We start from the raw sequence: 25237 nt of genomic DNA, 5'->3' as shown, positions 1-25237 counted from the left end.
ATGGCTAATCCTCCAATTTATGCGACACCTCCATGGGAAGGTTTTCTTTCCGAGAAATCAGCCTCTTTTGATACTGGCGTAACCAGTTTGAACGAGGAACTTGAGAAAGCATTGGCCTCGTTGAAAGGGGATCCATCTGACCCGATGCTGTTAGCACAATATCAATCACGACTTTCCGAATATACGTTGTACCGAAATGCACAGTCCAACGTGGTTAAAGTCTATAAAGACGTTGGTTCGGCGATTATTACCAACTTCCGCTAGTTATTACGTATGAGTTATTACACAAAGGGTATGACTGCCCTTTGTCATTAATTAATTGAGATCACTATGTCCGAATCTATTACTGGAGTTATGTCCGTCACGGCGTTTTCTCATGATGCGGTGATGGCATCTGATGATGTTATGTCGCTAGATAGTCTGGTTATGCAGGCTCTGGCTAAAGGCGTGGTGACATCTGATGCTGAAAAAAGCCATGTGCTGAATAAAATACAGGACCCGCAAACAACGTCAGATCCGGCACAGCTATTCGAGTTGCAGCAAAGAACCGCTGAATATAATTTGAAAATGTCCTTATTCGCCACGCTGACCCGAAAAGCTATCGGGGCAGTTGAAACCGTTGTGCGTGCATAACAATGCTTAAATTTAAAATACTTGTTCCTCTGTTGTTGTTGTTATTGGTCGGCTGTAAAGAGCAGGAGCTGCTTAAAAAGCTCGATCAAACGCAGGCCAACGAAATTATCGCGTTATTACAGCGTAATAATATTGATGCCAGTAAGAAGGAAATTACCAAAGAAGGCTATGTGGTATCGGTCAATAAGATCGATTTCGCCGCGGCGGTTGATCTGATGAATACCTATGATTTACCCACCAGACCTCGAATAGAAATTGCCGAAATGTTCCCCAGCGATTCTTTGATTTCTTCTCCACGAGCGGAGAAGGCACGACTTTATTCGGGAATCGAGCAACGTCTCGAACAGTCGTTACAAACCTTGCAAGGGGTTGTTTCAGCGCGGGTTCATGTCAGCTACGATTTAAGCTCGAGTGAAGGCCAAAAGAATAGTATTCCGGTTCACCTTTCGGCGCTGGTGAAATACGATGCTGAAAATATTGATGCCACAGTGATGATCAGCGATGTGAAACGCTTCCTGAAGAATAGCTTTGATGACGTTGCCTATAACGATATTTCGGTGGTTCTTTCCAAAATACCGCAAATGCAACATCAGGCTCCTTTCACGGTGAAAAAAGGTTTAGGTGGGACGCTGTGGTTTATGATTGCCGCGGTAATTCTCTTTATTTTTTCCAGTATCGCTATGTACCTGTATCGGAAAAAACGCACTGAAATTCATCCAGCGGCGGAAAGTGAATGAGCTTGAAGAAGGGAATGGGTGTTAGCCAGCTTGACCGGATATTATTTGATCCTTTGTCCTGGATACATCCTGAGCGCGTTCGAATTCCCGACCAATTTAACCGCGGCCTATGCCGCAGCGTAATCAATCAAGTCTTGCTTGACGCGTTGAATATTTCGACACAATACGACCACAGGATATCTAATGGGCTAACGCGCCTTTTTATTGATAACTGGTTCATTCTTCCCAAGGTGGCTTTTTTAATGAGCTGCCAGCGTTATCGTGCCTGTCTGGCATATGGTGGAAAGCTGGAAATGCTTTCTGCTATGGCACGTCAGTTCGCCCAATTAGAATTAATAGAAACCAGTCGTTGCCCGTCAGATATCTCGCCGGATGTTCAGTGGCTGCGGGCTCAGGCAATAAATGAATTATTGTGCTTCAGTCAGGATTTACCTGACGCAATCAGGCAACGTATTCCATTACTCTTTCCTGGCGGTGGAGCAATCAGCCTTGAGCGGCAGATAAATCCGACTGCTGATGTATTGTTATTAAGGTTAGCTATCCAACATGCAAAACGATATAGAGACTAGCCATCCGCTAAATGCGCTAGAAGGTATCTTGTTAACTAAGTCGGCTATTTTACGACGCAAGATGGCTAAAAATATTCTGGTAGAGGCTCAGATTCGCGCCAGAAAAATAATTAAACAGGCGCAGGCAGACGCTGAAATTTTACATCATCAGGCTTATACCCAAGGTTATGAAAAAGGGATAGTGAGCGCGGCAGAAGCCGTAGTCGGTTATATGGAAGATTATCAGTCTCTCAGCCACCAATTATACCAAGAGTTACAGCTCGAGGTTAAAAACATGTTATCGGGGATATTACATCAAGACGAAGTTTTTCTTGCCCTGCTGGATAATTGGTTACATGAATTGCGTGTTGAAGATACGCCACAATCTCTGCATCTATTACTTCCTGCGACGATGAATCAAGGCTCGAAAGAATTGGCTGGATTGCTGGAGCGAATTTGGAAAGGGCCGGTGGTGATTGATTACCACGCCGATCGGCGTTTTGTCATGAAATATAAAGATCAGCTCGCTGAGTTTATTCCAGATGAGTTTATTGATAGCGAAATGCCCAAACTGTTAGGGACAAAATCACTACGGGAATCATGTGGGAAACTGTCTGAGAGTGGCTTACAGCGGCTGAGAACTGTACTGACTCGACATTTGGATAACGCGCCACAGAATTTACCGGTAAACGAGGCGTAATTAACTAAGGATGAATGTGATGATCGGTGATATTAATAAGATTAGCGGTGGGAACCTTGCAGGGGATGTGGCTGATAACACAAAGGTAGAATCGCTGGATGTCATGATGAATCAAAAAACAGATATACCCATGACGCCTGAAGAGTTTGCTTTCAAAATGCTTTATAACGAGTGGATGCAGGAAACATTATTATCAGACGGACTTCGCCCTGAAGATAAGGTTGAATGGTGAAACCGATGATATTTAAAAGAACAACATCACCGCTATATTTTCTCCCTTTGGGGCTAGTAATTGTTCTGAGTGGCTGTAGTTACCATAAACAAATAACCCCTTTGTTTAAATCGCAGGAATCCTTAACGCGAGCTGAAATAATAAAGCAGTTGCAGTGCAATGATGCTAAAGATAATACGGCTGACTCATTGTTACCGGTGGCGCTTTACCAGCAAATGAATCAATGTGCTGAACAGGGAAATTACCGCTCGGCTACGTTGTTATTTTCATTAGCGGGAACCTACACCTGGTACGACGCCAGTCGAATAGATACGGATTCGGCGCGCAATAAACATGCACAATTACTGGGAGAGGCTCTCGGACGATTAGCGCCAGAGCGAAGAGAATACCTGTGGCGCAATATTCAATCGGTGCTAGGAGATCGCCAACAGCTGGATACCGTTTGCCAAATGGTTCGCCTGATCGGCCCGCCAGCATACCAGCCGGATTATATGGCTGGAGGTGAGGGTAAGATGATGCCTGATTTTTCGGCGTTGCCACGTTGGGATGGAGCATTGCAGAATTATCTACATTGTCCGATAGATTAAATGGTCGGATTGATATTGGCCAGCCGCTTTTGTCTTTCCATTTTCAATCTCTTCATGCCAATGGCGTTTGTAAATTAGGGGTGGCCAATTTAATTTCCCATCGTTCACAAACGCCGGTTCCAAGCAGTGATTCAGGGCATAACGCGGATAAATGCAAATAATAGTGCCAGTAGGATAACGATTACCCCCGTGGCTACAGCAAGCCTTTCAGAAAATAGACGACGCATTAGGAATATCCTTAGGCAAAGTGATAACGTTCGGAGTGGTATTTGGATAGCGGCACGTTCAATTCATCCAACGCTTTTTCTATGGCATCCATCATGATATCTGGGCCGCAGATAAAGTATTCATGGTCTGCATATTCGGGCGGCAGATGACGTTTTAGCAGTTCACCGGTAATAAAACCACGTTCACCCGGCCAATCCGGCGGTGGCTGGGTAAGTACATGTACCACCTTCAGATCCAGTTTTAATTGCAACGACTCTAACTCTTCGCGAAAAGTAATGGATTCCCAGCTTTTACTGCCATAAAGCAGAATGACAGGGCGTTTATCCCCGCGATCGGCCAGCGTGCGAATCATGCTCATCATGGGGGTAATGCCTACGCCGCCCGCAATCAAGATATGCATATCGGCCGGATGACCCAAAGTAAAAGCGCCGTAAGGCCCATCAAGGTAAAGCCGTTGTCCGGGAGTGACCTCTGGAATTCTCTGAGTAAAGTCCCCAAGATTGCGAATTGACATCTCAACTCGCCCATCCTGAGCCTCGGCGCTCGACGAAAATGAAAATGGATGACCGGTAATCTTAAACGGGCTGCCCCAAAGCGTTAACCAGCCAAACTGACCCGGAGTAAAACGAAAGCCCTTATGCCCATCCGGATGCATCACCAAAGTCACGGTATCGCCGCGCTCCCGGCGCACTTCGCTCACTCTATAAGGTTTTCGTAGCATAAATAACGGCTTAACCAGGCGAATGTAGAGCAGCAAGGAAAACCAGAAAGCGATCAGCGCCACCCATAGCCCGCGTTTCCACGGGTCTTGCAAATAGAAACTCCAGCCAATCATATGCAGAATACCGGCGATCACCGCCAGTAATGCGAGAATAATGTGGGTTAGATGCCAAATTTCGTAGCGAATTTTTAACTGCACACGCCATAAAGCCGTCACAACCAATGCTATTAATGAATAAGTTGAAATAGCGGCGAAGCGGGCGCGCCAAGGTGCTTCGATAAAATTCAGCAGAGCCAGGAGTTCGGGGCGAATAACAAACAGAATTATCGGGTGAGCGATAACCAGCGCAACGGCAATCAGAGAAATGCGACGGTGGAAGTGATAAATTACGTCCTCCCCCCAAGGTTCAGTTACATAGCGAAAGCGAGCGGTCAGGCCGAATTGTAGCCCCATCATCGCCAAACCGGCATAGCCTAGAGCCACAGAAAACTCGGTCCAGAAATCTCGCGCAGGCGGCATGGTGCCAAGCAACATGGCAAATAGCGGAGCCAGAATAAAGAACAGATAGGTTAGAATCCAAAGCGTGCTGCGTATGGCATAAGGCATCTATTGTCCCTTTTTCTGGATCACGATATGACTAAGTATAATCGGACAATATAAGCCTCCATTTTTTTATTAATCTTGAAGCGTTCCCATGCATAACTCATTGTAAAAACTGAATTGTGCCCTGCGAGCTAAATTAGCTAAAGGGGAGGGGAAATACCGGCGGGCTATCACCCCTTTTGGCGTCAACGTTGTCAATTCAGTCGGTTTAATCAATTGGCTTAATTAATAGGAGAATAGCAACCGGAAAGTCATCTATGCGGTTATAGCGGCTCTTGTTGTGTTGTGCAGTGAATACCGCCGCCGCCTGCTGCGATCCCGTCAATGTTAATCATCACGATATCTCTATTTGGATAAAGGTGTTTAAGCTGCGCTTTGGCCGCTGTATCAGTGATTTTGTCGCCAAACTCCGGTGCAATAACCGCATTATTACAGACATAGAAATTGATATAACCGGCGGCAAAATCGTGGTTTGCATATTCCCCTCGGCTATCAGAAGGATTTTCTAATACCACGACGTTGAGCTTACGGCCTTTGGCGTCCCGCGCATTGCGTAAAATAGCCAAATGCTTTTTAGTGACTTCGTGATCGAAAGACTGCGGATCGGGATCGTAACCAGCCACCACCGTTCCCGGCGTGGTGAAACGGGCATAGAAATCGGTATGACCATCGGTAATATCTTTACCTTTGATACCGGGCAACCAGATGATTTTTTCTAAACCTAACAGGCGCTTGAGTTCGGTTTCACAATCTGCTTTGCTCAGACTTGGGTTACGATTTTGGTTCAGCACGCAGCTTTCGGTGATAATGGCGGTGCCTTCGCCGTCAACCTCAATTCCTCCTCCCTCAAGAACCAGGTTTGTGGTCATCCGTTCTACGCCCGCCTGTTCAGTGACAAAACTGGCTACGTGCGCATCCTGTCGATGCAGTTGCTTATTTCCACAGCCGTTAAAGTTAAAATCAATACCGGCTTTTTTACCCTGAGCGTTATGGACAAACACCGGGCCGGTATCGCGTAGCCACAGGTCATCTAATGGGCAAATCAACAGTTCTACCGCCGACCCGATTAATTGATAGGCGATTTGGTAATCATCCTCTCTGACGAGCATGGTGACCGGCTCATAGTCGGCGATAGCTAACGCAATGGTGGCAAGATTACGCTGCACTTCCGGTAATAAACGACCGCCCCAGATGGCTTTGCTGGCACCAAATGCCATCCAGGTGCGACGATGGGGCGCGCTTTCGTCGGGCATCATCCAGCGCTGTTTATCATCCTGATCAATCATAGAGAACACCTTATTTGGTTGTAATAATAAGCCGCCCGCCATCAGCGTGGCGGCCTGAATAAATCGTCTACGGGTTGCCATATTTTCGTCCTTCGGGTTTATGTTTACTGTAGATAAGTATCGCTGGTGCGGCAGCTTATCTCGCGCTGGCACCGTTCATTTCCTGCATAGCGGGTGAGTGGCTTTATTATCTGCCTTCTGTTTCTTGATAAAAATTGATGTTTATTGCATTAATACCCCAATAAAATTAATGTGTGAGTGAAAAGTGAACCGTATTCCCTCTCTCAAACTATTAATGGGGTTTGAAGCCGCAGCGCGATTAGGCAGTTTTGCGCGAGCCGCCGATGAGCTTTGCCTATCGCAATCCGCCATTAGTCATCAGATTTCGCAGATAGAAGCTCAGACTGGGCAGCCGCTGTTTCGACGGGTTGGCCGAGGTGTAGAATTAACCGTAGCGGGAGAAGTGTTACAGCGAACGGTACTGCGCACGCTGGAAACTTTGCGTAGCGGAATGAGCCGGATTGCGACTTATCTTGATCCTGGGCTGGTGGCGATGGTTTGTCCCTCGCCGATATTACAGGGTTGGTTACAGCCGCGTTTAGATGCGCTACAACAGCAGATTCCCGATCTTTGTCCGCTGTTATCCTCCGATGAAACCGCCCGTTTTATTGACGAAATTGATGTGGATATTGCCATTGGGAGTCGACCTCTCGATCAGGAAGGATTGCTACAGCTTCCTTTTTTGCAGGATGAGTGGGTGATGGTGGCGAGCGCTGCCGTAGCGGAAAAATTGATTCTTCACCCGGCGAATCACCACAGCGACATCACCAGCCTGATTTGTCTGGAGGAGCATCTCACCGGTGAGAAAACCGGCGCGCTGCTGGCGAGCTTGTTACAGCGCTTCCGGCTGTCCGCCATTTATGATGATCAATCTGGCGTGATGGATGCAGTGCGGCGGGGAAGGGGAATGGCGTTGCTGTCCCGTTTGGCCGCAGATAGCGGATTACAGGATGGAACGCTGGCTGTGGTTGACGATTATGCGCCGTTGCCGGGGCAAACGTTCTGGATTTCCCGCGTGGCGGGAGAGGCGCGATCGCCTCAAGTCATGGCGGCATTCGCTTGGCTACAGCAGCAAAATAATATATCTGAGTCATTCCAAAAACATATTTGATTGACTACAGATAACCCGCTTTAATTTGCTGAATGGGGTTTTAAAATCAATCGGTAGCGATTAAGTGTGAGTTAGGATGAAATGTAACAAATAAGTTAATTAACTCCATGATTGCAGGCGTTAATTTTATTTAGTACATTGTTGCGCGTATTTAGTCTTTATCTGGTTTTTAGCACGCCTAATTGGAAAATTAATACAATCTAGAGAAATAGGGATATATGAAAACCTCTCATAAGTTACTCATCAGCTTCATTTGTGTCGCTGCGCTTTCCGGCTGTGCACGTACCGTTCCTGTATTAACGCCTTACACCAATATCACGACCCATAATTCTACCGAACAGATCAAAACGGCCATCCTGGATGCAGGTCAGAATCGTGACTGGATCATGACTCCGGTGGCGCCAGGTGTGATTGATGGGCGCTTAATGAACCGCGATCACAGCGTGAACATCCGTATTAACTACACCCCGACCAACTACACCATTAAATATGTCAGCAGCACAAACTTAAAATCTGCTAATGGAAAAATCCATCGTAATTATAATCGTTGGGTTAATAACCTCGATAAAGATATTCAAAAACGTTTAATGGCTAATGCTAATAAATAATACGGAAATTTGAGTTAAGTCGGGGCCGGATTAACCGTAATCTGGCTTTGGCGATTTGATATTGGACATCAAACCATGGCCGTGCGCTATAACTACGATAAAGATAATATTAGTGCGCTTGACGCAATTACCGAGGCACAGAGAATTGCTTTTGCGCCCATGTTATTTCAAGCGGCGGTAAATCTCAGGGATTCAGGCATTCTATCGCTGTTGGATAATTGCAGAAAGCAGGGCGCGACCCGGCAGGAAATTACCTGCGGCTGCGAGCTGAACGATTATGCCGTAGGCGTGTTGTTAGATATGGGCATGAGCGGGAATATTGTTTACCAAACCGAAGGCCGCTATTTTATCGGCAAAATTGGCCACTATTTACTGCATGACGCTATGACCCGCGTCAATATGGATTTTACGCAGGACGTTTGCTATCAAGGCTTATATCATCTGAAAGAATCATTACAGCAGGGTAAACCGGCTGGACTTCAGGTTTTCGGTTCCTGGCCGACGATTTATCCGGCGCTGAGCCAGTTGCCTGAGCCTGCGAAACAAAGTTGGTTTGCTTTCGATCATTTCTATTCCGATGGCGCTTTCAGCGCTGCTTTGCCTCACGTCTTTGCCCTTGAGCCGGCAAAAATTTACGACGTGGGCGGCAATACCGGAAAATGGGCTTTACGCTGCTGCAAATATCATGCGCAGGTCGAGATGACCATCATCGATTTACCGCAGCAAATTCTGCTAGCTGAGAAAAACATCGCGAAGCATGGGCTGTCTGAGCGTATTTCTGTCCATGAGGCAGATATATTGACCGATGTGCAGTTACCGCAGGAGGCTGACGTTTGGTGGATGAGCCAGTTCCTAGACTGTTTCTCGGAAGCTCAGATTATTGCTATTCTCAAAAAAATCGCAGCGGCGATGAAGCCCGACGCCAGAGTGTGTATTATGGAGCTCTTCTGGGATTGCCAGCCCTACGAGGCTGGAGCATTTAGTTTAAATGCTTCTTCGCTGTATTTTACCTGCATGGCTAATGGTAACAGTCGTTTTTATAGCGTCACTGATTTCCTGGGTTATTTACAGAAAGCCGACCTTGAGTTGGAAAAGCAAATAGATAATCTTGGCGTTGGCCATACTTTATTGATTTGTAAAAAACGATAGCGGCTGACTGAAAAAAGCCGAATCGAGGCACTAACCGAAAAATTATAAGAAATAAGGGGCAATTGGGCATCAGTCAATTATTGCCTCGGTATTTTTCTCATTTTCTCCGCCAGAGATCACGAATTCATGCAGTTTACTCTGAACATCACCGATTGGCAGGCTATCGCGCCTGGATTAGCCTTGGCAGATGAATGGCGCAGATGGGCTAATCAATCGCCTGCCAGGATAGATCACACCCAGCCGCTGGCTAAATGTAGCCTGTTGCCGATGATGACGGCTCGTCGCCTGAGTTCAGGAAGTCGTCTGGCCGTGGAATGCGGGTTAGCGATTTTGCGCCGCCAACCGGTGGATGCGATTGTATATACCAGCCGTCACGGTGAGTTGGAGCGTAACTACCGCATTTTGCAGGCGCTGGCGACGGAACAAAGCCTGTCACCCACGGATTTTGCTATGTCGGTGCATAATTCTGCGGTGGGTAATCTTACTATCGCCGCCAGAAAACCGCTGGTTTCATCGTCTTTATCCGCCGGCGCGGAAACTTTTCAGCAAGGTTTGCTCGAAGTTATGGCGTTACATCAGGCCGGCTATTCCCGTGTATTAATAGTGGATTTCGATGGCGTAATTCCAGATTTTTACCATCCATATATGACATCGGATATGCCAAAATATCCGTTTGCCGTAGCTTTACTGATTGAACCGGGTGATATCTTGCGCTGCGCTACCCGCAAGGGGCTGTCGCCCGAGCCGGAGGTGCCCCAGAGTCTGCAATTTTTGCATCATTGGCTGGGTTCGCACGCTTCCTTTGTCGTAACCGGCGGTCGATTTGATTGGCAGTGGAGCCGTTAGGATGAAAGCGTTGAAGCTGGGGCGACAAATTAATGGGCTGTGGCGGCTGATCATGACGGGGCTATGTTTTGCCCTGTTCGGGCTGGGCGGGCTGTTATTATCGTTGCTGTGGTTCAATTTTCTCCTGCTGACTCAGCGTGATGGTCAGCAGCGGCGCATTCTGGCCAGACGCAGCATTTCCGCCAGTTTTCGCCTGTTCCTCGCTTTGGCCCGCAGGCTGGGTGTGCTGGATTACCGCTTGCAGGGCATCGAAAAGATTCGCGCTGATAAAGGTTGCCTGATCGTCGCGAATCATCCCACGCTGTTGGATTACGTTATTTTGGCTTCGGCCTTGCCGGACGTCGATTGTCTGGTTAAGGCTGAACTCTTGCGTAATCCCTTTGTAAACGGCGTGATTAAAGCCGCCGATTATCTGGTCAATAGTCAGGGACAAACCCTGCTGCTGGCCTGTCGCCAACGTTTAAACCGCGGCGAGAATATTTTGATTTTTCCCGAAGGTACGCGCACCAGTCCGGGAAAACCGCTGAAATTACAGCGGGGTGCGGCCAACGTTGCCGTCCGTTGCGAATGTGATTTGCGTATTGTGCATATTCACTGTAGCCAACAAACGCTGAATAAACAGAGCCGCTGGTATCAGATACCGCCAGAAAAACCGGTGTTCAGCGTTGTGGTGGGCGAACGTATTGCTAACGAATATTTTGTGGCTGTCGAAGAGGATGCGCAAGCGCTTGCCGCTCGCCAGCTGAATCGACAATTAGCCCAGTTATTGACGCCTGAGAATGGCCAACCCATGGATACGGATGATGCAAGAACGCTCTCTTGAATTAAAAAAACTAATTATTGATACCCTGAATCTCGAAGATATGACTCCCGATGAGATAGACGCAGACGCCGCGCTGTTTGGCGACGGTTTGGGACTGGATTCCATTGACGCGCTGGAGTTAGGTCTGGCGGTCAAAAATCGCTATGGCGTGATGTTATCTGCCGAAAGCGAAGAAATGCGTCAGCATTTTTACTCCATCGCCACGCTGGCGTCATTCATTCAATCTCAACGCGCTAAATAGTCGGATAACTTATGGATAAACAAGATATTTACCAGGAAGTGTCGGATCTCTTGGTCAAACTTTTCGAAATCGACCGGTCGCAGATCACGCCGCAGGCGCGTCTGTATGAAGATCTGGAATTAGACAGTATTGACGCCGTGGATATGGTGGTTCATTTACAGAAAAAGACCGGCCGTCGGATCAAGCCTGAATCCTTTAAGTCTGTGCGTACCGTGCAAGACGTCGTGGATGCGGTAGAACAATTATTACAGCAACCAGGCTGATCGGTTGTTTCGGAAAACCACGCCGTTTATGCAAAATTTCCTGCGCATCGCCAATGGACTAATTATGTTGTTATGGCCGTTCATTATTTGGGCGGGCGTGACACAGGGTCTGTCCTTCTGGTTAATTCCGCTGTTTATTGCCTTTTTCCTGCTACGCCTGTGGTTACTGAAAGATCATGGGGGGCTGCAAGGTCAAACGGACGGCCAAATGTATGCGGGGAAAGCGCTGGCGTTAACCGGTATTGCTCTTTGCGCTGCGAGCGTGCTGATGCGCGATCATCATGTGCTGATGTATTACCCGGTGGCGGTTAATCTAGTGCTGTTGGTTCTGTTCGGCAGCTCTCTGTTTTATGGCATGCCAATCGTGGAGCAAATCGCCCGTTGGCGTGAGCCGGATTTACCGCCGCAGGGTGTGCGCTATACCCGGCGTGTCACTCAGGTTTGGTGTTTGTTTTTTATCATCAACGGCTCGATTGCACTGGCGACCTGTTTGTATAACGACATGAAAATCTGGGCGTTATGGAATGGCATGCTGAGCTATATCTTTATTGGCGGCGTGATGGGCGTGGAATGGCTGGTACGCCGACGGATAAAAAACCGATGAATACATTACCGTTGACTCAATGGCTGTCTGAAGAACGGGCGGGTAGCACTTTGATTGCCCGCCGCGGTGATAAAGATATCCACCTGAAGACGTTTCGACAGGATGTGACCCAGCTTTATGCGCGCCTGATAAGCAGTTCAGAAACCTGTTGGGCGCTGTGTTTTAACGATAGCTATCAGTTTTGTGTCGCGCTGCTGGCCACTCTGTACGCGGGCAAAATTCCGGTACTGCCAGGGCATAATCGGCGAGCGCAGCTCGTTGAGCAAAGCCAGCATTTCGAGGGGGTATTAAGCGATCTGCCGCTGAAACTAGACTGCCCGGTGTGGTCGCTATCGGACACCGCCCCTGCGAGCGTGCCGTTACCGTCGATTGCCGCTGACGCTAGTCTGCGGTTATTCACCTCGGGTTCCTCCGGCGAACCCCGTCGGGTGGATAAACCGGTTGCCGTGATGGATAGAGAGGCCGTCTGGCTGGCTGATTTATGGGGCGATCGGCTGAGTCACTGTGTGGTTCGGGCATCCGTAAGCCATCAACATCTGTACGGTCTGACGTTCCGCATCTGGCTACCTTTAGCGCTAGGGCTGCCTTTCGCCAGCGAAACGGTGGAGTTCCCTGAGCAACTGGCGAACAGTCCGCGCTGCGCCTTTATTACCAGCCCGGCGTTTTTACAGCGGCTGGATAGCCAGTTGCCGCCGCCGCGTTGCGAATGGGTGGTTTCCGCCGGTGGGCAGCTACATTTTGACGATGCTCAACGAGCGCAGAACTGGCTCGGAATCACGCCCGATGAAATTTATGGCAGCACTGAAACCGGAGTGATGGCATGGCGTAACCGGCATCATCCGCAGACACCGTGGCAGCCGTTTAGCGGCGTGCAGCTGAGTCGCGATGAGCAGGATAACTGGCGCGTGGTTTCCCCTTTGATTCCCGATCCGTTGGGAATGGCGTTGGATGATCGAATTATTGTCGACGATCAAGGGCTATTTACACTGGCCGGTCGTCGCGATCGGGTAGTCAAAATTGAAGAAAAGCGTCTTTCTCTCAGTGAGATTGAGCGGCGATTGCAGACTTTGTCTGGCATCGAAGACGTTGCGGTGCTGGTGGTTAAACGCGGTGCGCGGCAATGTATCGGCGCGGCGGTGGTGCTGAATCAGGCAGGATTGGACGAATTAGAGCAAATCGGTTGGCTGCGGCTGACCCGCCGCTGGCGACAGCAGCTTGGCGGTTGGCTGGAACCGGTGGCATTACCGCGCTATTGGCGCAAATTATCGGTTATTCCGCTTAATCAGCAAAGCAAACGTTCTTGGCCTCAGTTACAGGAGTTATTTAATGAAACCCGTTGAGCTATCCCGTCAACAGTCGGAACGGCATCAGATGGAGGTTAGACTGTATCTGGACCCCAAATTAAGCTGGTTTACCGGACATTTTGACGTACAACCGCTGCTGCCGGGCGTGGCGCAGATCGATTGGGTGATGGGGTACGCGGCAGATATCGCGGGCGCAGCCTGGCAGTTTTCCGGTATCGATAAAGTCAAATTCCAGTTGCCGCTGTTGCCGGGCAATCAGGTGTTACTCCGCCTCGATTGGAATGAATCCCGTGGCTTGCTCAGTTTTAGCTATACGCTGGATGAAGGCGTCGCTGCGCGCACGGCCAGTAGCGGAGCCATAAAATTATGTCGTTAACCGTTCACGCCTTCGCGCCGTGCGTGGTTATTCCTTGCTATAACCACGGCGCAATGATGAATGATGTGTTGGCGCGGCTGGCTCCCTTTGGCCTGCACTGTTTTATCATTGACGATGGCAGCGAACCTGCCACGCAACAGATTTTACAGCAGTTGGCCGGAACGCACTCTGGCATCACGTTGGTTAGATTGCCTTGTAATCAGGGCAAAGGTGTGGCGGTATTAACAGGTTTTACCGTGGCTGCCGAGGCGGGATATAGCCACGTGTTACAGGTGGATGCCGATGGGCAACACTGTATTGAAGATATTCCCGAGATGCTGAAACAGTCGCAGCGCTATCCGGATATGCTGATCTCCGGCCGCCCGATTTACGACCAGTCGGTGCCAAAATCTCGTCTGTATGGTCGCTATATTACCCATGTGTGGGTATGGATAGAAACTCTGTCGCTCTCCCTGAAAGACAGTATGTGCGGGTTTCGGGTCTATCCGCTGGCTCCGGTAATAGCCCTGATGGCGCAATATCCATTGGGGAAACGTATGGATTTTGATACGGAAATCATGGTGCGCCTGTACTGGCAAGGCATTGATAGTCGTTTTGTTCCTACGCGAGTGACTTACCCCGCCGACGGGCTTTCCCATTTTGATGCACTGCGGGATAACCTGCGGATTTCGTGGATGCATACCCGGTTATTTTTGGGCATGTTGAGACGTCTCCCGCAATTGTTAACGCGACGTCGTCCGCGTCACTGGGCTGGAGTCAAAGAGCGTAAAGGTCTGAACGGCATGCGCTTTATGCTCGCGGTTTATCGTCTATTAGGGCGGAAAACTTTCGAGATATTACTACGTCCGGTAGTGGGATATTTCTGGCTAACCGGCCGAACTCAGCGGCAGGCCTCGCAGCAATATCTGGTACGTTTGCAGCAAACTGCCCAGAAAAAGTCATTGGCTTTGCCGGGCAATCTAACCAGTTATCGACATTTCCTGCGGTTTAGTCGCGCGATGCTGGACAAAGTCGCCAGTTGGCGCGGGGATTTGCGACTGGGGCAGCAAATTGTATTTGCTCCCGGAGCGCAAGAAACCATTAATGCCGAGTCTGACGGTGGGAAGCTGATTTTGGCTTCTCACCTCGGAGATATCGAGGTGTGCCGCGCATTAGCACAGCAGGATGGTCATAGGGTAATTCACGCTCTGGTATTTAGCGAACATGCCCAAAGGTTTAAGCAGGTATTGGAAGAAATCGCGCCGCAGGCGGGGATTAATCTGATTCCCGTGACCCGCATGGGGCCAGAAACCGCTATTTTGCTGAAAGAGAAGCTGGACGCCGGTGAATGGGTGGCGATTGTCGGCGATCGTACCTCGGTGACTACCCAGCGCGGTGGAGACCGCCGCGTGGTGTGGAGCGAATTTCTCGGTGCGCCCGCGCCGTTTCCGCAAGGACCATTTGTTCTGGCATCGGTATTGCGCTGCCCGGTGTTACTGATGTTTGCCTTGCACCAGCAGGGCAAACTCCATATCCATTGCGAACCTTTTGCCGATCCGTTGCTGTTGCCACGTCAGCAGCGTGAGACCGCATTGCAACAGGCGGTGGATCGCTATGCGTCACGTCTGGAGTACTACGCGCTGCAATCGCCGCTCGACTGGTTTAACTTTTTTGATTTCTGGCGGCTGCCTGATTCGCCGTCTGGCAAGGAGTAACAAGTGCTGACCGATGCCCGTTTTACCGCCGAAGTAGAGATTACCGTGCCTTTCCACGATACCGACCCGATGGGCGTGGTATGGCACGGTAATTACTTCCGTTATTTCGAAGTGGTGCGAGAGGCGCTACTGAATCAGTTTAATTATGGTTACCGGCAAATGCGTGAGTCTGGTTATGTTTGGCCGGTTGTTGATACGCGGGTGAAATACCGTGACGTGCTGGAGTTCGAACAGCGAATTCGGGTCAGAGCCCACGTTGAAGAGTTCGAAAATCGGCTGAAAATTGTGTATCAGATTTTCGATGCTCAAAGCGGCAAGCGGACTACCACCGGCTATACCATTCAGGTTGCCGTCGAAGAAAGTACGCGAGAAATGTGTTTTGTCAGCCCTGATATTTTGTTTGAAAGAATGGGAATCAAACCATGAAAAAATGGATTTTAATGTTGTCGCTGGCGATCGCCGCTGGCGCACAGGCAGTGACGCTGGATGAGTTACAGCAGCGTTTGGCGCAGCAGCCGGTGGTACGAGCGCAGTTTAGTCAGGAGCGCCAGATCAAGGATATGCCGCAGCCGCTGCGTTCCAGCGGTGAGTTACTGATCGCACAGAAAAACGGCCTGTGGTGGCAACAGCAAAAACCTTTTCCATTGACGCTGGTGTTGGATGATAAGCGTATGGTTCAGGTAATTAATGGGCAGGAGCCACAGATTGTTACCGCTGATTCCAATCCGCAGATGTTCCAGTTTAACCACTTGCTGCGCGCACTGTTTCAGGCTGAGCGTCAAGTGTTGGAACAAAATTTCTCGCTGACCTTCAGCGACTTAGGACAGGGGAAATGGCAGTTGGAGCTGAAACCGACCACGTCGCCGCTAGATAAGCTGTTTAACACTATCACGCTGCAAGGGCAGCAGTATCTCGATCAGATTTCGCTTAACGATCGTCAAGGGGATCGCACCAAGATTACCTTTAGCAATCAGCGCCTGACACCAGATACGTTGACCCATGATGAGCAGCAACGTTTTGTCTTCTAAGCCGAGTTTATGGGCCTGGCTATGGCTGGCGGCTTGCCTGTTGCTGGGGGCGACGCTCACGGTATTGTTACCGCAATCCAAGCTTTCCAGTAGCGTGCTGGCGCTGTTACCTGCGCAAAGTATGGGGCAGATTCCTCCGGCGCTGAACGACGGTTTTATGCAGCGTTTGGACCGTCAGGTGGTCTGGATGGTCAGCCCCGCCGAAGGCGATGATCCAGCGGCGGCCGCGCGCTGGCTGGAACGCTTGCAGGGTCTGCCGTCGTTGACCGCCGTTCAAGGACCTATCGACGCTGATCAGCAGCAGAAATGGGGGAAATTCTTCTATCAGCATCGTAATGGCATGATTGACCCGCAGACGCGACAGCGCCTGATGAACGGTGGTGATGAGCAGGCTAACTGGATACTGGCACAGCTTTATTCGGCCTTTGCCGGTGTGAGCGGCAGCGAAATAAAGAACGATCCGTTGATGCTGGTGCGGGGCTCCCAGCTGGCGCTACAACAAAATACCAGCCGTTTGAGGATGAAAAATGGCTGGTTGGTGGCTCAGGATGAGGCGGGGCGCAGCTGGTATTTTATCCACGGCGAGCTGAGTGGCTCCTCCTACAATATGCAGCAGGCGCATCAGGTAGTGACAGATTTGGCGGCGCTCGTGACCGATCTTAAGCATCATTTTCCGGGCGTCGAGGTCATGTCGCGCGGCACGCTATTTTATAGCGATTATGCCAGCCAGCAGGCCAAACATGATGTTTCCACCTTGGGTTCCGCCACGGTCATCGGCGTTTTGCTATTGATTCTGGGCGTGTTTCGCTCTCTGCGTCCGTTACTGTTGTGCGTGTTGTCCGTCGGTATCGGCGCGTTGGCTGGCAGTACACTGACCTTATTGCTCTTCGGCGAACTGCATTTAATGACGTTAGTGATGAGTATCAGCATTGTCGGTATTTCAGCTGATTACACCATTTATTATCTTACCGAGCGCATGGTGCATGGGCGTGAAACCTCGCCGTGGCAAAGTCTGCACAAGGTTTTTCCGGCGTTAATGATGGCGTTGGGGACCACGGTTCTGGCCTACCTGATTATGATGTTGGCGCCGTTCCCTGGCCTGCGCCAGTTGGCGGTTTTTGCCGCCGCGGGTCTGACTGCCTCTTGTCTCACCGTGGTGTGCTGGTATCCGTGGTTATGTCGAGGATTACCGGTCCGGCCGGTGCCATTCATGATGCCATTGATGCGTTGGCTTTCCGCGTGGCGCACTCAACGCACGCTGTATTTAGGTTTGCCACTGGTATTGGCGTTGTTCTCCGTAGCCGGACTGCTACGCTTGCAGATTAATGATGATATTGCCCAATTGCAGGCGCTGCCGCCGGATATTCATCGGGAGGAGCAGGCTATCACGGCCTTGACTGGGCAAGGCATCGACCAGAAGTGGTTTGTGGTTTATGGCGATACGCCCGAGCAGACGCTACGGCGGTTAGAGCAATTTGCTCCGCAGTTACAACAGGCGAAAAAACAGGGCTGGCTCAGCGGCTACCGTTTGCTGCCATTGGCCTCTCAGGCGCAGCAACAGCAGGATCTGACGCTGCTGCAACAGGTTGCCCCCAACGTGCTGGCACAGCTTGATACCGTTGGGATAGACGGGTTGAAGATCGATCTCACTCCAATGCCGGTCACGCCGGAGAACTGGCTCAATAGCGTAGTGAGTGAGGGCTGGGCGTTGATGTGGATGACGTTACCGGATGGGCGTAGCGGAGTATTGGTGCCGACCGACGGCGTGCAAAACAGCGCCGCTTTGGCTGCGCTGGCGGCCAATCATGCTGGCGTCAGTTGGGTTGATCGCAAAGCCAGCTTCGACCAGATGTTTTCTTTCTATCGCACTATGCTGGGTTGGCTGTTGCTGGGAGCCATTGTGGTTATCGCCTTGAGTTACATGTTGCGCCTGGGCGTGCGGCGTGGGCTGGTGTGCGTATTGCCTTCGTTACTTTCTCTCGGCTGCGGGCTGGCAGTGCTAGCGTTTAGCGGCCACTCCCTCAACCTGTTCTCGCTACTGGCGTTAGTTCTGGTGCTGGGGATTGGCATTAATTACACCTTATTTTTCAGTAACCCACGAGGAACACCGCTGACGTCATTATTAGCCGTAACCGTGGCGATGAGTACCTCATTGCTGACCTTGGGTATGCTGATCTTTAGCAGCACTCAGGCTATCAGCAGTTTCGGTATTGTGCTGTGCAGCGGTATATTTGCCGCATTTTTGCTGGCTCCATTGGCGATGCATCAACGCCGTAAAGGGAAGAAATCATGATGATTTTACGTTGTATCTTGGCTATGTCCTTGGCTTTGATGCTGACGGCATGCGCCACTAAACCCGCGGATAATCGGCCTCAGGCCTGGTTAAAACCGGGCGTGAAGGTCAGCTTACCTGCGCCGGGTATCACGCCGGCGGTGAATGAACAACAGTTGCTGACCGCCACGGTGAAAGGTAAGCAACAGTCTTTGCTGGTATTGCTTAATGCAGATCGGCAACAGCTTTCGCTGGTGGGATTGTCATCTCTGGGTATTCGCCTGTTCAAACTGACCTACGATACGCAGGGGATCGAAAGCGAGCAGTCAATCGTGCTACCTGAGTTGCCTCCGGCCAGTCAAGTTCTGGCCGATATTATGCTGAGCTACTGGCCGATTTCTGCCTGGCAAGAGCAGTTACCCGCAGGCTGGACGCTGGTCGACATCGGATCCCGCCGCGAACTGCGTGATAAGCAAGGAAAACGGGTAACCGAAATTGTTTATATGACCAGCAAAGGCGTGCGTCAGCCGATTAGCATCCGCCAGTACGTTTTTGGTTATCAGATCGCGATTCAACATCTGGACAGCTAACATGATTTATATTTCTGCGGTAGGCATGCTGAACGCGTTAGGAAGCAATGCCGATCAGATTGCCAGCCAGCTTCCTTTGGGCATCGCTCCCGGCATGAAGCCGCGCGATGGCTGGGTTCAGCCCGAACAACCCTGCTGGTTAGGCGCCGTTGAAGGTGAACTACCGGAAATCCCGGCGGCGCTTGCTATGCATCGCAGCCGCAATAATCAATTGTTATTGGCGGCGTTGGAGCAAATTCGTCCACAGGTCGATCAAGCGATAGTGCGCTTTGGCCGCGATCGTGTGGCGGTGGTATTGGGCACCAGTACTTCTGGATTAAATGAGGGCGACCGACAGGTTAACCAGCGCAGTCACGACGAGGAAAGTGACGGCTATGATTATTATCAACAGGAATTAGGCGATCCGGCACGTTTTCTTTCGGCCTATCTCGAACTGGAGGGCCCCGCGTTCACCTTGTCTACCGCCTGTTCTTCCAGCGCCAGAGCTATTATCAGCGGCCGGCGTTTAATCGAAGCCGGGCTGGCGGATGTGGCAATTGTAGGCGGCGCAGATACGCTTAGCCGGATGCCGGTCAACGGTTTTCTCAGTCTTGAATCGCTTTCCACTCAGCTTTGCCAGCCTTTTGCCGCCGAACGCTGCGGTATTACTATAGGTGAAGCATCGGCTCTGATGCTGCTCACGCGGGAGCCTCACGAGATAGCCTTGCTCGGAGTCGGTGAATCTAGCGACGCATGGCATATGTCGGCGCCGCACCCTGAAGGCGAAGGTGCTATTCGCGCCATTGAACAGGCGTTGGACGATGCGGCAATTCAACCTCAGGATGTGGGGTATATCAATCTGCATGGCACCGCTACCCGGCTCAACGATCAAATTGAGGCTAAAGTGGTCAATCGCATATTCGGTAATGGCACGCCCTGTAGCTCAACCAAGCATTTAACCGGGCACACATTAGGTGCGGCAGGCGTGTGCGAAGCCGCGCTGTGCTGGCTGTTATTGACTCGTGATTTACCCTTGCCGGCACAGGATTTCTCTCATTCAACGCCGGATGACAGCTTGCCGTCTTGTGGGTTACTGCTAGAGCAGGAGCCATTGATGAAGGCAATTGTTATGTCCAATTCATTTGCCTTTGGCGGTAATAATACCTGCCTGATTCTGGGGAAGCGTCATGCCTGAATATTTACCGGCGGGAGATTATTTGCCTCACGCGGCGCCGATGATGCTGCTGGATGAGGTTGTCGCGGTAGAAGCAGAAAGCGTGCATTGTCGGGTTAAAGTCACAGAACAGGGCGTTTTAGCTCCTTTCCTCACTGCCGAAGGGCATTTGCCTGGATGGTTTGCGTTGGAATTGATGGCACAGACCGTCGGCGTGTGGTCGGGTTGGCATAGCCGCCAGCGGGGCGAGCGGGCGGCGAATTTGGGCATGTTGCTCGGCGCGCGTGCGCTACGCAGCCAGACTCGGTTGATTGAAAACGGAAATTTATTGGATATCACTATGGTCTTGCTAATGCAGGACGAAAAATTTGGCAGCTTTGAAGGTGAAATCAGCTGTGCAGGGCAGGTTTTGGCCACCGCGCGGTTGAATACCTATCAACCGGATCAACAAGAACTTAAACAATTATTTCAACAGGATGAAATGGAATGACACGTTCAGTTTTGGTCACGGGCGGCAGTAAAGGTATTGGGCGAGCGATAGCCCTCCAACTTGCCGCCGATGGATTTAGCGTGGCCGTGCATTATCACAGCGATCTTCCAGGGGCTCAGCAAACGGTAGAACAGCTAACTGCGCAAGGCGGACAAGGGCGGATTATCGGTTTTGACGTAGCCGATCGTGATGCGACGCGGCAGGCCATCGAGCAGGATATTGATACTCATGGTGCTTACTACGGCGTGGTGAACAATGCCGGAATAGCTCGCGACGGCGCGTTCCCAGCGCTCAGTGAAGACGACTGGGACAGCGTGATCCATACCAATCTTGACAGTTTTTATAACGTCATCCATCCCTGTATTATGCCGATGATCGGGTTGCGTCAAGGCGGCAGAATCATCACGCTGTCGTCGGTTTCCGGTTTAATGGGGAATCGAGGTCAGGTCAACTATAGCGCGGCGAAAGCGGGCATTATCGGCGCAACCAAAGCGCTGGCAATAGAACTGGCGAAGCGCAAAATCACTGTCAACTGCATAGCGCCGGGGCTGATTGATACCGGTATGATTCAGATGGAAGAAGCATCGTTAAAAGAAGCGATGAATATGATCCCGATGAAACGGATGGGCGCCGCAGAGGAAGTGGCCGGGCTCGCCAGCTATTTGATGTCTGATATTGCCGGTTACGTGACGCGTCAGGTGATTTCCGTTAATGGGGGCATGCTATGACCCGCCGCGTAGTGATCACCGGCATGGGCGGCGTAACTGCCTTTGGCAATGACTGGCAGAGCGTGGCCGCTGGGCTAAAGTCTGGTAAAAATGCGGTACGCAGCATGCCGGAATGGCGGGAATACGCGGGATTGAATACCTTGGTCGGCGCGCCTATTGATGATTTCACTTTACCGGAGCATTACACCCGCAAACGCATTCGCTCAATGGGGCGAGTTTCCCTGCTAGCGACCAGAGCGACCGAACTGGCGCTGATTCAGGCGGGTTTGATCGGCGAAGCGGTGCTAACCAATGGTGAAACCGGCATCGCCTACGGCTCTTCTACCGGCAGTACCAAACCGGTCAGCGAATTTGCCACCATGCTAACGGAAAAACACACCAATAATATCACCGGCACCACTTATGTTCAGATGATGCCGCATACCGCGGCGGTGAATACCGGGTTGTTCTTCGGGCTGCGTGGGCGAGTGATTCCAACTTCTAGCGCCTGTACTTCCGGCAGCCAGGCAATAGGTTACGCGTGGGAGGCCATTCGCCATGGTTATCAAACGGTGATGGTTGCCGGCGGAGCGGAAGAACTTTGCCCGTCCGAAGCCGCGGTGTTTGATACCTTATTTGCCACCAGTCAGCGCAATGATTCGCCACACACCACGCCGTCGCCTTTCGATATCAATCGAGACGGGCTGGTAATTGGCGAGGGCGCGGGCACGCTGGTGTTGGAAGAATTGGAGCATGCCAAAGCGCGAGATGCGAAGATCTACGGCGAAGTCGTGGGGTTTGCCACTAACTGCGATGCGGCTCACATTACTCAGCCACAGCGTGAAACTATGCAAATTTGTATCGAACAGGGGCTGCGGATGGCGCAGTTACAGGCGGCGGATATCGGTTATATCAGCGCTCACGGTACGGCGACCGACCGTGGCGATCTGGCTGAAAGTCAGGCTACCGCCGCGGTGTTTGGCAATAATACGCCGATTTCATCGCTGAAAAGTTATTTCGGCCATACGTTAGGTGCCTGCGGAGCGCTGGAGGCCTGGATGAGTCTGGAAATGATGAATGAAGGCTGGTTTGCGCCGACGCTCAATCTGACTCAGCCCGATCCGGCCTGTGGCGAACTTGATTACATCATGGGGAAGCCACGCCATATTGATACCGAGTTTTTCCAAAGCAACAACTTTGCCTTTGGCGGTATCAACACTTCACTGGTTTTCCGGCGCTGGCGTTAATCGATGATGCGCATCGCTCTGGCTCGAATCAGCGATCTCAGCCAACCTGCTGTCATCACCGATTGGTTGTCGCCGGAGTTACTGGTTCAGGCTCCCAGCGGCAAACGGCGGGAGGCGTGGCTGGCGGGAAGAGTGTTGCTGGCGCAGCGGGTGGGTCAGCGACCTCTCAGGGAAATGATCATTGAAGCATCGGGAAAACCTGCGTTTCGGTGCGATCAATTGCCACATTTCAATATCAGTCACAGCGGCGATTTTGTTTTTGTCGCCGTGAGTGATAAAGGGCCGATTGGCTGCGATATTGAAGTGATCAGGCCGCGAACCGGTGCGATAGAGATTGCACAACACTATTTCTGTGAGGCTGAATATCTGTGGTTGGCGGCGCAGCCTGCCGAAAATGTCATGATGGCGTTTTGGCGCTTGTGGACCGCGCGCGAGGCACGATTAAAACAACGCGGGCTGAGTGTTTGGCAAATGCGTTCAATAGCGTTAAAGCCCGAAACATTGGGCATTGCCGGCAGCGAAATTTATCATTGGTATCAGCAAGGGTTGAGCATGGCGGTCAGTTGCTGTCCGTCAGAAACGGCAAACAGCGATCTCACCGTGGATAAATGAGCGTATTCCTGACATTTATCAGATTATTACCGATGAACTTCCCCACAAAGCAGCACCACATCCGGGCGGCGCTGATGGATTTTAGCCGCCACGGCAAGGCATTCCTGACGGGTAGGATATATATCTTCAGACACGGGAAGCGCGTCACAAGCATCTATTCCGCATGTGCTGACCAGTAGAACAAATCCTATAAGCATATATCCCCCTTATTCTTCAAAGTATAGCGCGCTTATCTTGCGAGTATAGAGGTTTTGTTGTGGCATAGCGCTCGCTTTAATCATAAAAAATGCCTTACTAACAAAGATTTCCACAATATGCCGCGCACGGCGAATTCCACATGGCGTAACCCGCTCTTGGGGGATGTTATGAATAATCATATTGGCAGCCATTAGCGCGAGACGGCAGTGGAAGGATCACTCTGTCTGCTATTGAGGGTCCATCGTCTATTAGGATTTTCTGCTTTGTATTTATGCCGTCACCATATTGGCTATTGTAAGCGTTTCATTTTCATCTTCACCGCTATGGGATATCACCTATGGGTAAATCATCGCGTATATATTCTTTAAAACTTTAGTTGGCCTTAGAGCGGAGTGAGCGCGCGTGTCTGTGGTGGTAAAAAGAGTGAAAAGGATTCTCACTAGTTGGAGATATGTCTGAAAACCATTAATAAGATAAGGGTTTGAGCTTAAAACACTAACGTAATGGAGTACATACCAATGAAAGGTAAGTTGCTATTAGCGATATTACTGAGCGCGAGCTTTTCGCTTCAGGCTGATGAAACCAGCTCTTGGACTGATGAAGGTCAACCGTCTCCAGAGCATTTGGAGATGCAGAAACCCGAATTTCATCTTTGTCAGGATGGACAAAACCAGTCACCGATAGATATCCGTGGGGAGTTAAGAAGTAACCTGGCACCGCTGACCATGCAATATTTTACCACGACGCTGAATATCGTAAATAATGGTTATACGATTCAGTTGAACGTACCCAAAGGGAATAAAGTGCAGTTAGATGGCGAAACTTTTATGCTGAAACAGCTGCATTTCCATGCTCCCAGTGAAAATACCATAAAGGGTAAGCAATATCCGATGGAGGCGCACTTCGTACATAAAAATGAGCAGGGAGAATTGCTGGTTGTTGCCGTGATGTACAATCTGGGCAAAGAAAATATGGCGCTGGAAAAAGTGTGGCAGCAAATGCCAAAAGGATTGAATCAGGAACAGAAGATCAATCCAGCGTTGGATCTCAATGGCCTGATTCCGGACAGCAAATATTATTATCGCTTCAGCGGCTCGCTAACCACACCGCCTTGTTCTGAAGGGGTACGCTGGCTGGTGTTTAAACAGCCTTTAAGCATTTCTGAAAACCAGATTACGCAGTTTAAGTCGGTCATTCATCGCGATAATAATCGACCGGTACAGGAGTTACACGGTAGGGTTATTGTAAATTGATTTCTGGATATTTTAATTTTTCAGGGAACCTAAAAGGATTTTCAATAAAACTGTTAATAAACCGCTAAGGGTGAAAATAAATCTTTATCGATATATTTAATGTAATGTTTCGTCAGCGTAAAACAGCGTGCTTTATTTGGTTTATGCTGGCGGAATCTTATTGGATATATTTATGGCTAAACAGCCAGACGTCTAAATGGGTATTTAATTTATTTATAAATAAGGCTTGATTAAAATGATTGGCTATGAGTAAATAGCGTCATCGGTTTGGAACACAGACCTTATGAAAGCAGTTTTAGTAAAGCAGTTCACAGTATTAGCGTTATCCTCAAT

30 protein-coding genes are annotated in these 25237 nt (G+C 50.2%); 28 read left to right on the top strand and 2 right to left on the bottom strand.

Features of this window, described 5'->3' with window-relative positions; all coding sequences use genetic code 11:
• The 7 genes from DBA33_RS14810 to DBA33_RS14780 all read left to right on the top strand — a co-directional run bounded on the left by DBA33_RS14810 (position 1) and on the right by DBA33_RS14780 (position 3437).
• Positions 1-264: a type III secretion system needle complex protein gene (locus tag DBA33_RS14810; protein WP_064517818.1), complete on the top strand. Its 264-nt coding sequence runs from the start codon at positions 1-3 to the stop codon at positions 262-264.
• Positions 265-330: 66 nt separating this feature from the next.
• Positions 331-633 carry a type III secretion system inner rod subunit SctI gene (gene sctI, locus DBA33_RS14805; protein WP_064517821.1) on the top strand — a complete coding sequence of 101 codons (303 nt, stop codon included), beginning with the start codon at positions 331-333 and terminating at the stop codon, positions 631-633.
• A gap of 2 nt (positions 634-635) precedes the next feature.
• On the top strand, positions 636-1370 hold the full coding sequence (locus DBA33_RS14800; protein ID WP_064517823.1) for an EscJ/YscJ/HrcJ family type III secretion inner membrane ring protein: 735 nt from the start codon (positions 636-638) through the stop codon (positions 1368-1370).
• Positions 1371-1384: 14 nt separating this feature from the next.
• Positions 1385-1939, top strand: a complete 555-nt coding sequence (locus DBA33_RS14795) for a type III secretion apparatus protein OrgA/MxiK (protein WP_162975212.1) — start codon at positions 1385-1387, stop codon at positions 1937-1939.
• A complete protein-coding gene (locus DBA33_RS14790; RefSeq protein WP_120806710.1) occupies positions 1917-2618 on the top strand; it encodes a hypothetical protein in 702 nt (233 codons plus the stop codon). The genes DBA33_RS14795 and DBA33_RS14790 overlap by 23 nt, the downstream gene beginning before the upstream one ends.
• A 19-nt stretch (positions 2619-2637) precedes the next feature.
• Positions 2638-2850 carry a hypothetical protein gene (locus tag DBA33_RS14785; RefSeq protein WP_064517830.1) on the top strand — a complete coding sequence of 71 codons (213 nt, stop codon included), beginning with the start codon at positions 2638-2640 and terminating at the stop codon, positions 2848-2850.
• 101 nt (positions 2851-2951) lie between these two features.
• Entirely contained in the window at positions 2952-3437 is a 486-nt protein-coding gene (locus DBA33_RS14780; protein ID WP_162975211.1) for a hypothetical protein, read from the top strand.
• Between the two features lie 238 nt (positions 3438-3675).
• Here DBA33_RS14780 and DBA33_RS14775 read toward each other — a convergent pair whose 3' ends face one another.
• Both DBA33_RS14775 and DBA33_RS14770 read right to left on the bottom strand, forming a co-directional pair.
• Positions 3676-4992, bottom strand: a complete 1317-nt coding sequence (locus tag DBA33_RS14775) for a ferric reductase-like transmembrane domain-containing protein (RefSeq protein ID WP_064517832.1) — start codon at positions 4990-4992, stop codon at positions 3676-3678.
• Positions 4993-5252: 260 nt separating this feature from the next.
• Entirely contained in the window at positions 5253-6356 is a 1104-nt protein-coding gene (locus tag DBA33_RS14770) for an agmatine deiminase family protein (protein ID WP_120806708.1), read from the bottom strand.
• Between the two features lie 184 nt (positions 6357-6540).
• Between DBA33_RS14770 and DBA33_RS14765 the strand changes: the two genes are divergently transcribed.
• The 21 genes from DBA33_RS14765 to DBA33_RS14660 all read left to right on the top strand — a co-directional run bounded on the left by DBA33_RS14765 (position 6541) and on the right by DBA33_RS14660 (position 24904).
• A complete protein-coding gene (locus DBA33_RS14765; RefSeq protein WP_120806707.1) occupies positions 6541-7446 on the top strand; it encodes a LysR family transcriptional regulator in 906 nt (301 codons plus the stop codon).
• Positions 7447-7664: 218 nt separating this feature from the next.
• On the top strand, positions 7665-8054 hold the full coding sequence (locus tag DBA33_RS14760) for a hypothetical protein (RefSeq protein ID WP_064517839.1): 390 nt from the start codon (positions 7665-7667) through the stop codon (positions 8052-8054).
• A 75-nt stretch (positions 8055-8129) separates the two neighbouring features.
• Complete coding sequence (locus DBA33_RS14755) at positions 8130-9203, top strand: class I SAM-dependent methyltransferase (protein ID WP_120806706.1); 1074 nt, start codon at positions 8130-8132, stop codon at positions 9201-9203.
• 126 nt (positions 9204-9329) lie between these two features.
• Entirely contained in the window at positions 9330-10049 is a 720-nt protein-coding gene (locus tag DBA33_RS14750) for a beta-ketoacyl synthase chain length factor (protein ID WP_064517840.1), read from the top strand.
• 1 nt (position 10050) lies between these two features.
• A complete protein-coding gene (locus DBA33_RS14745) occupies positions 10051-10872 on the top strand; it encodes a lysophospholipid acyltransferase family protein (RefSeq protein ID WP_064517842.1) in 822 nt (273 codons plus the stop codon).
• The gene (locus tag DBA33_RS14740; RefSeq protein WP_064517843.1) at positions 10853-11113 is read left to right on the top strand and encodes a phosphopantetheine-binding protein; all 261 of its coding nucleotides are present in this window, start codon (positions 10853-10855) and stop codon (positions 11111-11113) included. Before DBA33_RS14745 ends, DBA33_RS14740 begins: the two co-directional genes overlap by 20 nt.
• A gap of 11 nt (positions 11114-11124) precedes the next feature.
• Entirely contained in the window at positions 11125-11376 is a 252-nt protein-coding gene (locus DBA33_RS14735; protein WP_064517844.1) for an acyl carrier protein, read from the top strand.
• A 64-nt stretch (positions 11377-11440) separates the two neighbouring features.
• Positions 11441-11980, top strand: a complete 540-nt coding sequence (locus DBA33_RS14730) for a hypothetical protein (protein WP_240442710.1) — start codon at positions 11441-11443, stop codon at positions 11978-11980.
• Positions 11947-13320, top strand: a complete 1374-nt coding sequence (locus DBA33_RS14725) for an AMP-binding protein (protein WP_240442709.1) — start codon at positions 11947-11949, stop codon at positions 13318-13320. The genes DBA33_RS14730 and DBA33_RS14725 overlap by 34 nt, the downstream gene beginning before the upstream one ends.
• Complete coding sequence (locus DBA33_RS14720) at positions 13307-13660, top strand: hydroxymyristoyl-ACP dehydratase (RefSeq protein ID WP_064517849.1); 354 nt, start codon at positions 13307-13309, stop codon at positions 13658-13660. The genes DBA33_RS14725 and DBA33_RS14720 overlap by 14 nt, the downstream gene beginning before the upstream one ends.
• Complete coding sequence (locus DBA33_RS14715) at positions 13651-15354, top strand: glycosyltransferase family 2 protein (protein ID WP_120806703.1); 1704 nt, start codon at positions 13651-13653, stop codon at positions 15352-15354. Before DBA33_RS14720 ends, DBA33_RS14715 begins: the two co-directional genes overlap by 10 nt.
• 3 nt (positions 15355-15357) lie before the next feature.
• Entirely contained in the window at positions 15358-15780 is a 423-nt protein-coding gene (locus DBA33_RS14710) for a thioesterase family protein (RefSeq protein ID WP_064517854.1), read from the top strand.
• Positions 15777-16382 carry an outer membrane lipoprotein carrier protein LolA gene (locus DBA33_RS14705; RefSeq protein WP_064517857.1) on the top strand — a complete coding sequence of 202 codons (606 nt, stop codon included), beginning with the start codon at positions 15777-15779 and terminating at the stop codon, positions 16380-16382. The genes DBA33_RS14710 and DBA33_RS14705 overlap by 4 nt, the downstream gene beginning before the upstream one ends.
• Complete coding sequence (locus DBA33_RS14700; RefSeq protein WP_064517859.1) at positions 16354-18675, top strand: MMPL family transporter; 2322 nt, start codon at positions 16354-16356, stop codon at positions 18673-18675. The genes DBA33_RS14705 and DBA33_RS14700 overlap by 29 nt, the downstream gene beginning before the upstream one ends.
• Positions 18672-19244 (top strand): DUF3261 domain-containing protein, encoded by a 573-nt coding sequence (locus DBA33_RS14695; RefSeq protein ID WP_120806702.1) that lies wholly within the window; start codon positions 18672-18674, stop codon positions 19242-19244. Before DBA33_RS14700 ends, DBA33_RS14695 begins: the two co-directional genes overlap by 4 nt.
• 1 nt (position 19245) lies before the next feature.
• Positions 19246-20418: a beta-ketoacyl-[acyl-carrier-protein] synthase family protein gene (locus tag DBA33_RS14690; RefSeq protein ID WP_120806701.1), complete on the top strand. Its 1173-nt coding sequence runs from the start codon at positions 19246-19248 to the stop codon at positions 20416-20418.
• Positions 20411-20887 carry a hypothetical protein gene (locus tag DBA33_RS14685; protein ID WP_064517865.1) on the top strand — a complete coding sequence of 159 codons (477 nt, stop codon included), beginning with the start codon at positions 20411-20413 and terminating at the stop codon, positions 20885-20887. The genes DBA33_RS14690 and DBA33_RS14685 overlap by 8 nt, the downstream gene beginning before the upstream one ends.
• Entirely contained in the window at positions 20884-21615 is a 732-nt protein-coding gene (locus DBA33_RS14680) for a 3-ketoacyl-ACP reductase FabG2 (protein ID WP_064517867.1), read from the top strand. Before DBA33_RS14685 ends, DBA33_RS14680 begins: the two co-directional genes overlap by 4 nt.
• Positions 21612-22841 carry a beta-ketoacyl-ACP synthase gene (locus DBA33_RS14675; RefSeq protein ID WP_064517869.1) on the top strand — a complete coding sequence of 410 codons (1230 nt, stop codon included), beginning with the start codon at positions 21612-21614 and terminating at the stop codon, positions 22839-22841. The genes DBA33_RS14680 and DBA33_RS14675 overlap by 4 nt, the downstream gene beginning before the upstream one ends.
• A 3-nt stretch (positions 22842-22844) precedes the next feature.
• On the top strand, positions 22845-23453 hold the full coding sequence (locus tag DBA33_RS14670) for a 4'-phosphopantetheinyl transferase superfamily protein (RefSeq protein ID WP_120806700.1): 609 nt from the start codon (positions 22845-22847) through the stop codon (positions 23451-23453).
• Positions 23454-24169: 716 nt separating this feature from the next.
• Positions 24170-24904, top strand: a complete 735-nt coding sequence (locus tag DBA33_RS14660) for a carbonic anhydrase family protein (RefSeq protein ID WP_064517873.1) — start codon at positions 24170-24172, stop codon at positions 24902-24904.
• Positions 24905-25237 lie beyond the last annotated feature (333 nt).

It is taken from the genome of Yersinia sp. IP36721, from assembly GCF_003634395.1.
Taxonomy (GTDB): Bacteria; Pseudomonadota; Gammaproteobacteria; order Enterobacterales; family Enterobacteriaceae; genus Yersinia; species Yersinia entomophaga.
This window is presented reverse-complemented; position numbering and strand designations above follow the sequence as displayed.

Coding starts and splice junctions, on each gene's coding strand:
- DBA33_RS14695 (WP_120806702.1), top strand. CDS start 18,672: ATGATGATTTTACGTTGTATCTTGGCTATGTCCTTGGCTTTGATGCTG.
- DBA33_RS14790 (WP_120806710.1), top strand. CDS start 1,917: ATGCAAAACGATATAGAGACTAGCCATCCGCTAAATGCGCTAGAAGGT.
- DBA33_RS14725 (WP_240442709.1), top strand. CDS start 11,947: ATGGCTGGTACGCCGACGGATAAAAAACCGATGAATACATTACCGTTG.
- DBA33_RS14660 (WP_064517873.1), top strand. CDS start 24,170: ATGAAAGGTAAGTTGCTATTAGCGATATTACTGAGCGCGAGCTTTTCG.
- DBA33_RS14670 (WP_120806700.1), top strand. CDS start 22,845: ATGATGCGCATCGCTCTGGCTCGAATCAGCGATCTCAGCCAACCTGCT.
- DBA33_RS14730 (WP_240442710.1), top strand. CDS start 11,441: ATGTTGTTATGGCCGTTCATTATTTGGGCGGGCGTGACACAGGGTCTG.
- DBA33_RS14755 (WP_120806706.1), top strand. CDS start 8,130: ATGGCCGTGCGCTATAACTACGATAAAGATAATATTAGTGCGCTTGAC.
- DBA33_RS14800 (WP_064517823.1), top strand. CDS start 636: ATGCTTAAATTTAAAATACTTGTTCCTCTGTTGTTGTTGTTATTGGTC.
- sctI (WP_064517821.1), top strand. CDS start 331: ATGTCCGAATCTATTACTGGAGTTATGTCCGTCACGGCGTTTTCTCAT.
- DBA33_RS14700 (WP_064517859.1), top strand. CDS start 16,354: ATGATGAGCAGCAACGTTTTGTCTTCTAAGCCGAGTTTATGGGCCTGG.
- DBA33_RS14810 (WP_064517818.1), top strand. CDS start 1: ATGGCTAATCCTCCAATTTATGCGACACCTCCATGGGAAGGTTTTCTT.
- DBA33_RS14675 (WP_064517869.1), top strand. CDS start 21,612: ATGACCCGCCGCGTAGTGATCACCGGCATGGGCGGCGTAACTGCCTTT.
- DBA33_RS14740 (WP_064517843.1), top strand. CDS start 10,853: ATGCAAGAACGCTCTCTTGAATTAAAAAAACTAATTATTGATACCCTG.
- DBA33_RS14770 (WP_120806708.1), bottom strand. CDS start 6,356: ATGGCAACCCGTAGACGATTTATTCAGGCCGCCACGCTGATGGCGGGC.
- DBA33_RS14750 (WP_064517840.1), top strand. CDS start 9,330: ATGCAGTTTACTCTGAACATCACCGATTGGCAGGCTATCGCGCCTGGA.
- DBA33_RS14735 (WP_064517844.1), top strand. CDS start 11,125: ATGGATAAACAAGATATTTACCAGGAAGTGTCGGATCTCTTGGTCAAA.
- DBA33_RS14745 (WP_064517842.1), top strand. CDS start 10,051: ATGAAAGCGTTGAAGCTGGGGCGACAAATTAATGGGCTGTGGCGGCTG.
- DBA33_RS14680 (WP_064517867.1), top strand. CDS start 20,884: ATGACACGTTCAGTTTTGGTCACGGGCGGCAGTAAAGGTATTGGGCGA.
- DBA33_RS14715 (WP_120806703.1), top strand. CDS start 13,651: ATGTCGTTAACCGTTCACGCCTTCGCGCCGTGCGTGGTTATTCCTTGC.
- DBA33_RS14685 (WP_064517865.1), top strand. CDS start 20,411: ATGCCTGAATATTTACCGGCGGGAGATTATTTGCCTCACGCGGCGCCG.
- DBA33_RS14760 (WP_064517839.1), top strand. CDS start 7,665: ATGAAAACCTCTCATAAGTTACTCATCAGCTTCATTTGTGTCGCTGCG.
- DBA33_RS14795 (WP_162975212.1), top strand. CDS start 1,385: ATGGGTGTTAGCCAGCTTGACCGGATATTATTTGATCCTTTGTCCTGG.
- DBA33_RS14705 (WP_064517857.1), top strand. CDS start 15,777: ATGAAAAAATGGATTTTAATGTTGTCGCTGGCGATCGCCGCTGGCGCA.
- DBA33_RS14720 (WP_064517849.1), top strand. CDS start 13,307: ATGAAACCCGTTGAGCTATCCCGTCAACAGTCGGAACGGCATCAGATG.
- DBA33_RS14690 (WP_120806701.1), top strand. CDS start 19,246: ATGATTTATATTTCTGCGGTAGGCATGCTGAACGCGTTAGGAAGCAAT.
- DBA33_RS14775 (WP_064517832.1), bottom strand. CDS start 4,992: ATGCCTTATGCCATACGCAGCACGCTTTGGATTCTAACCTATCTGTTC.
- DBA33_RS14785 (WP_064517830.1), top strand. CDS start 2,638: ATGATCGGTGATATTAATAAGATTAGCGGTGGGAACCTTGCAGGGGAT.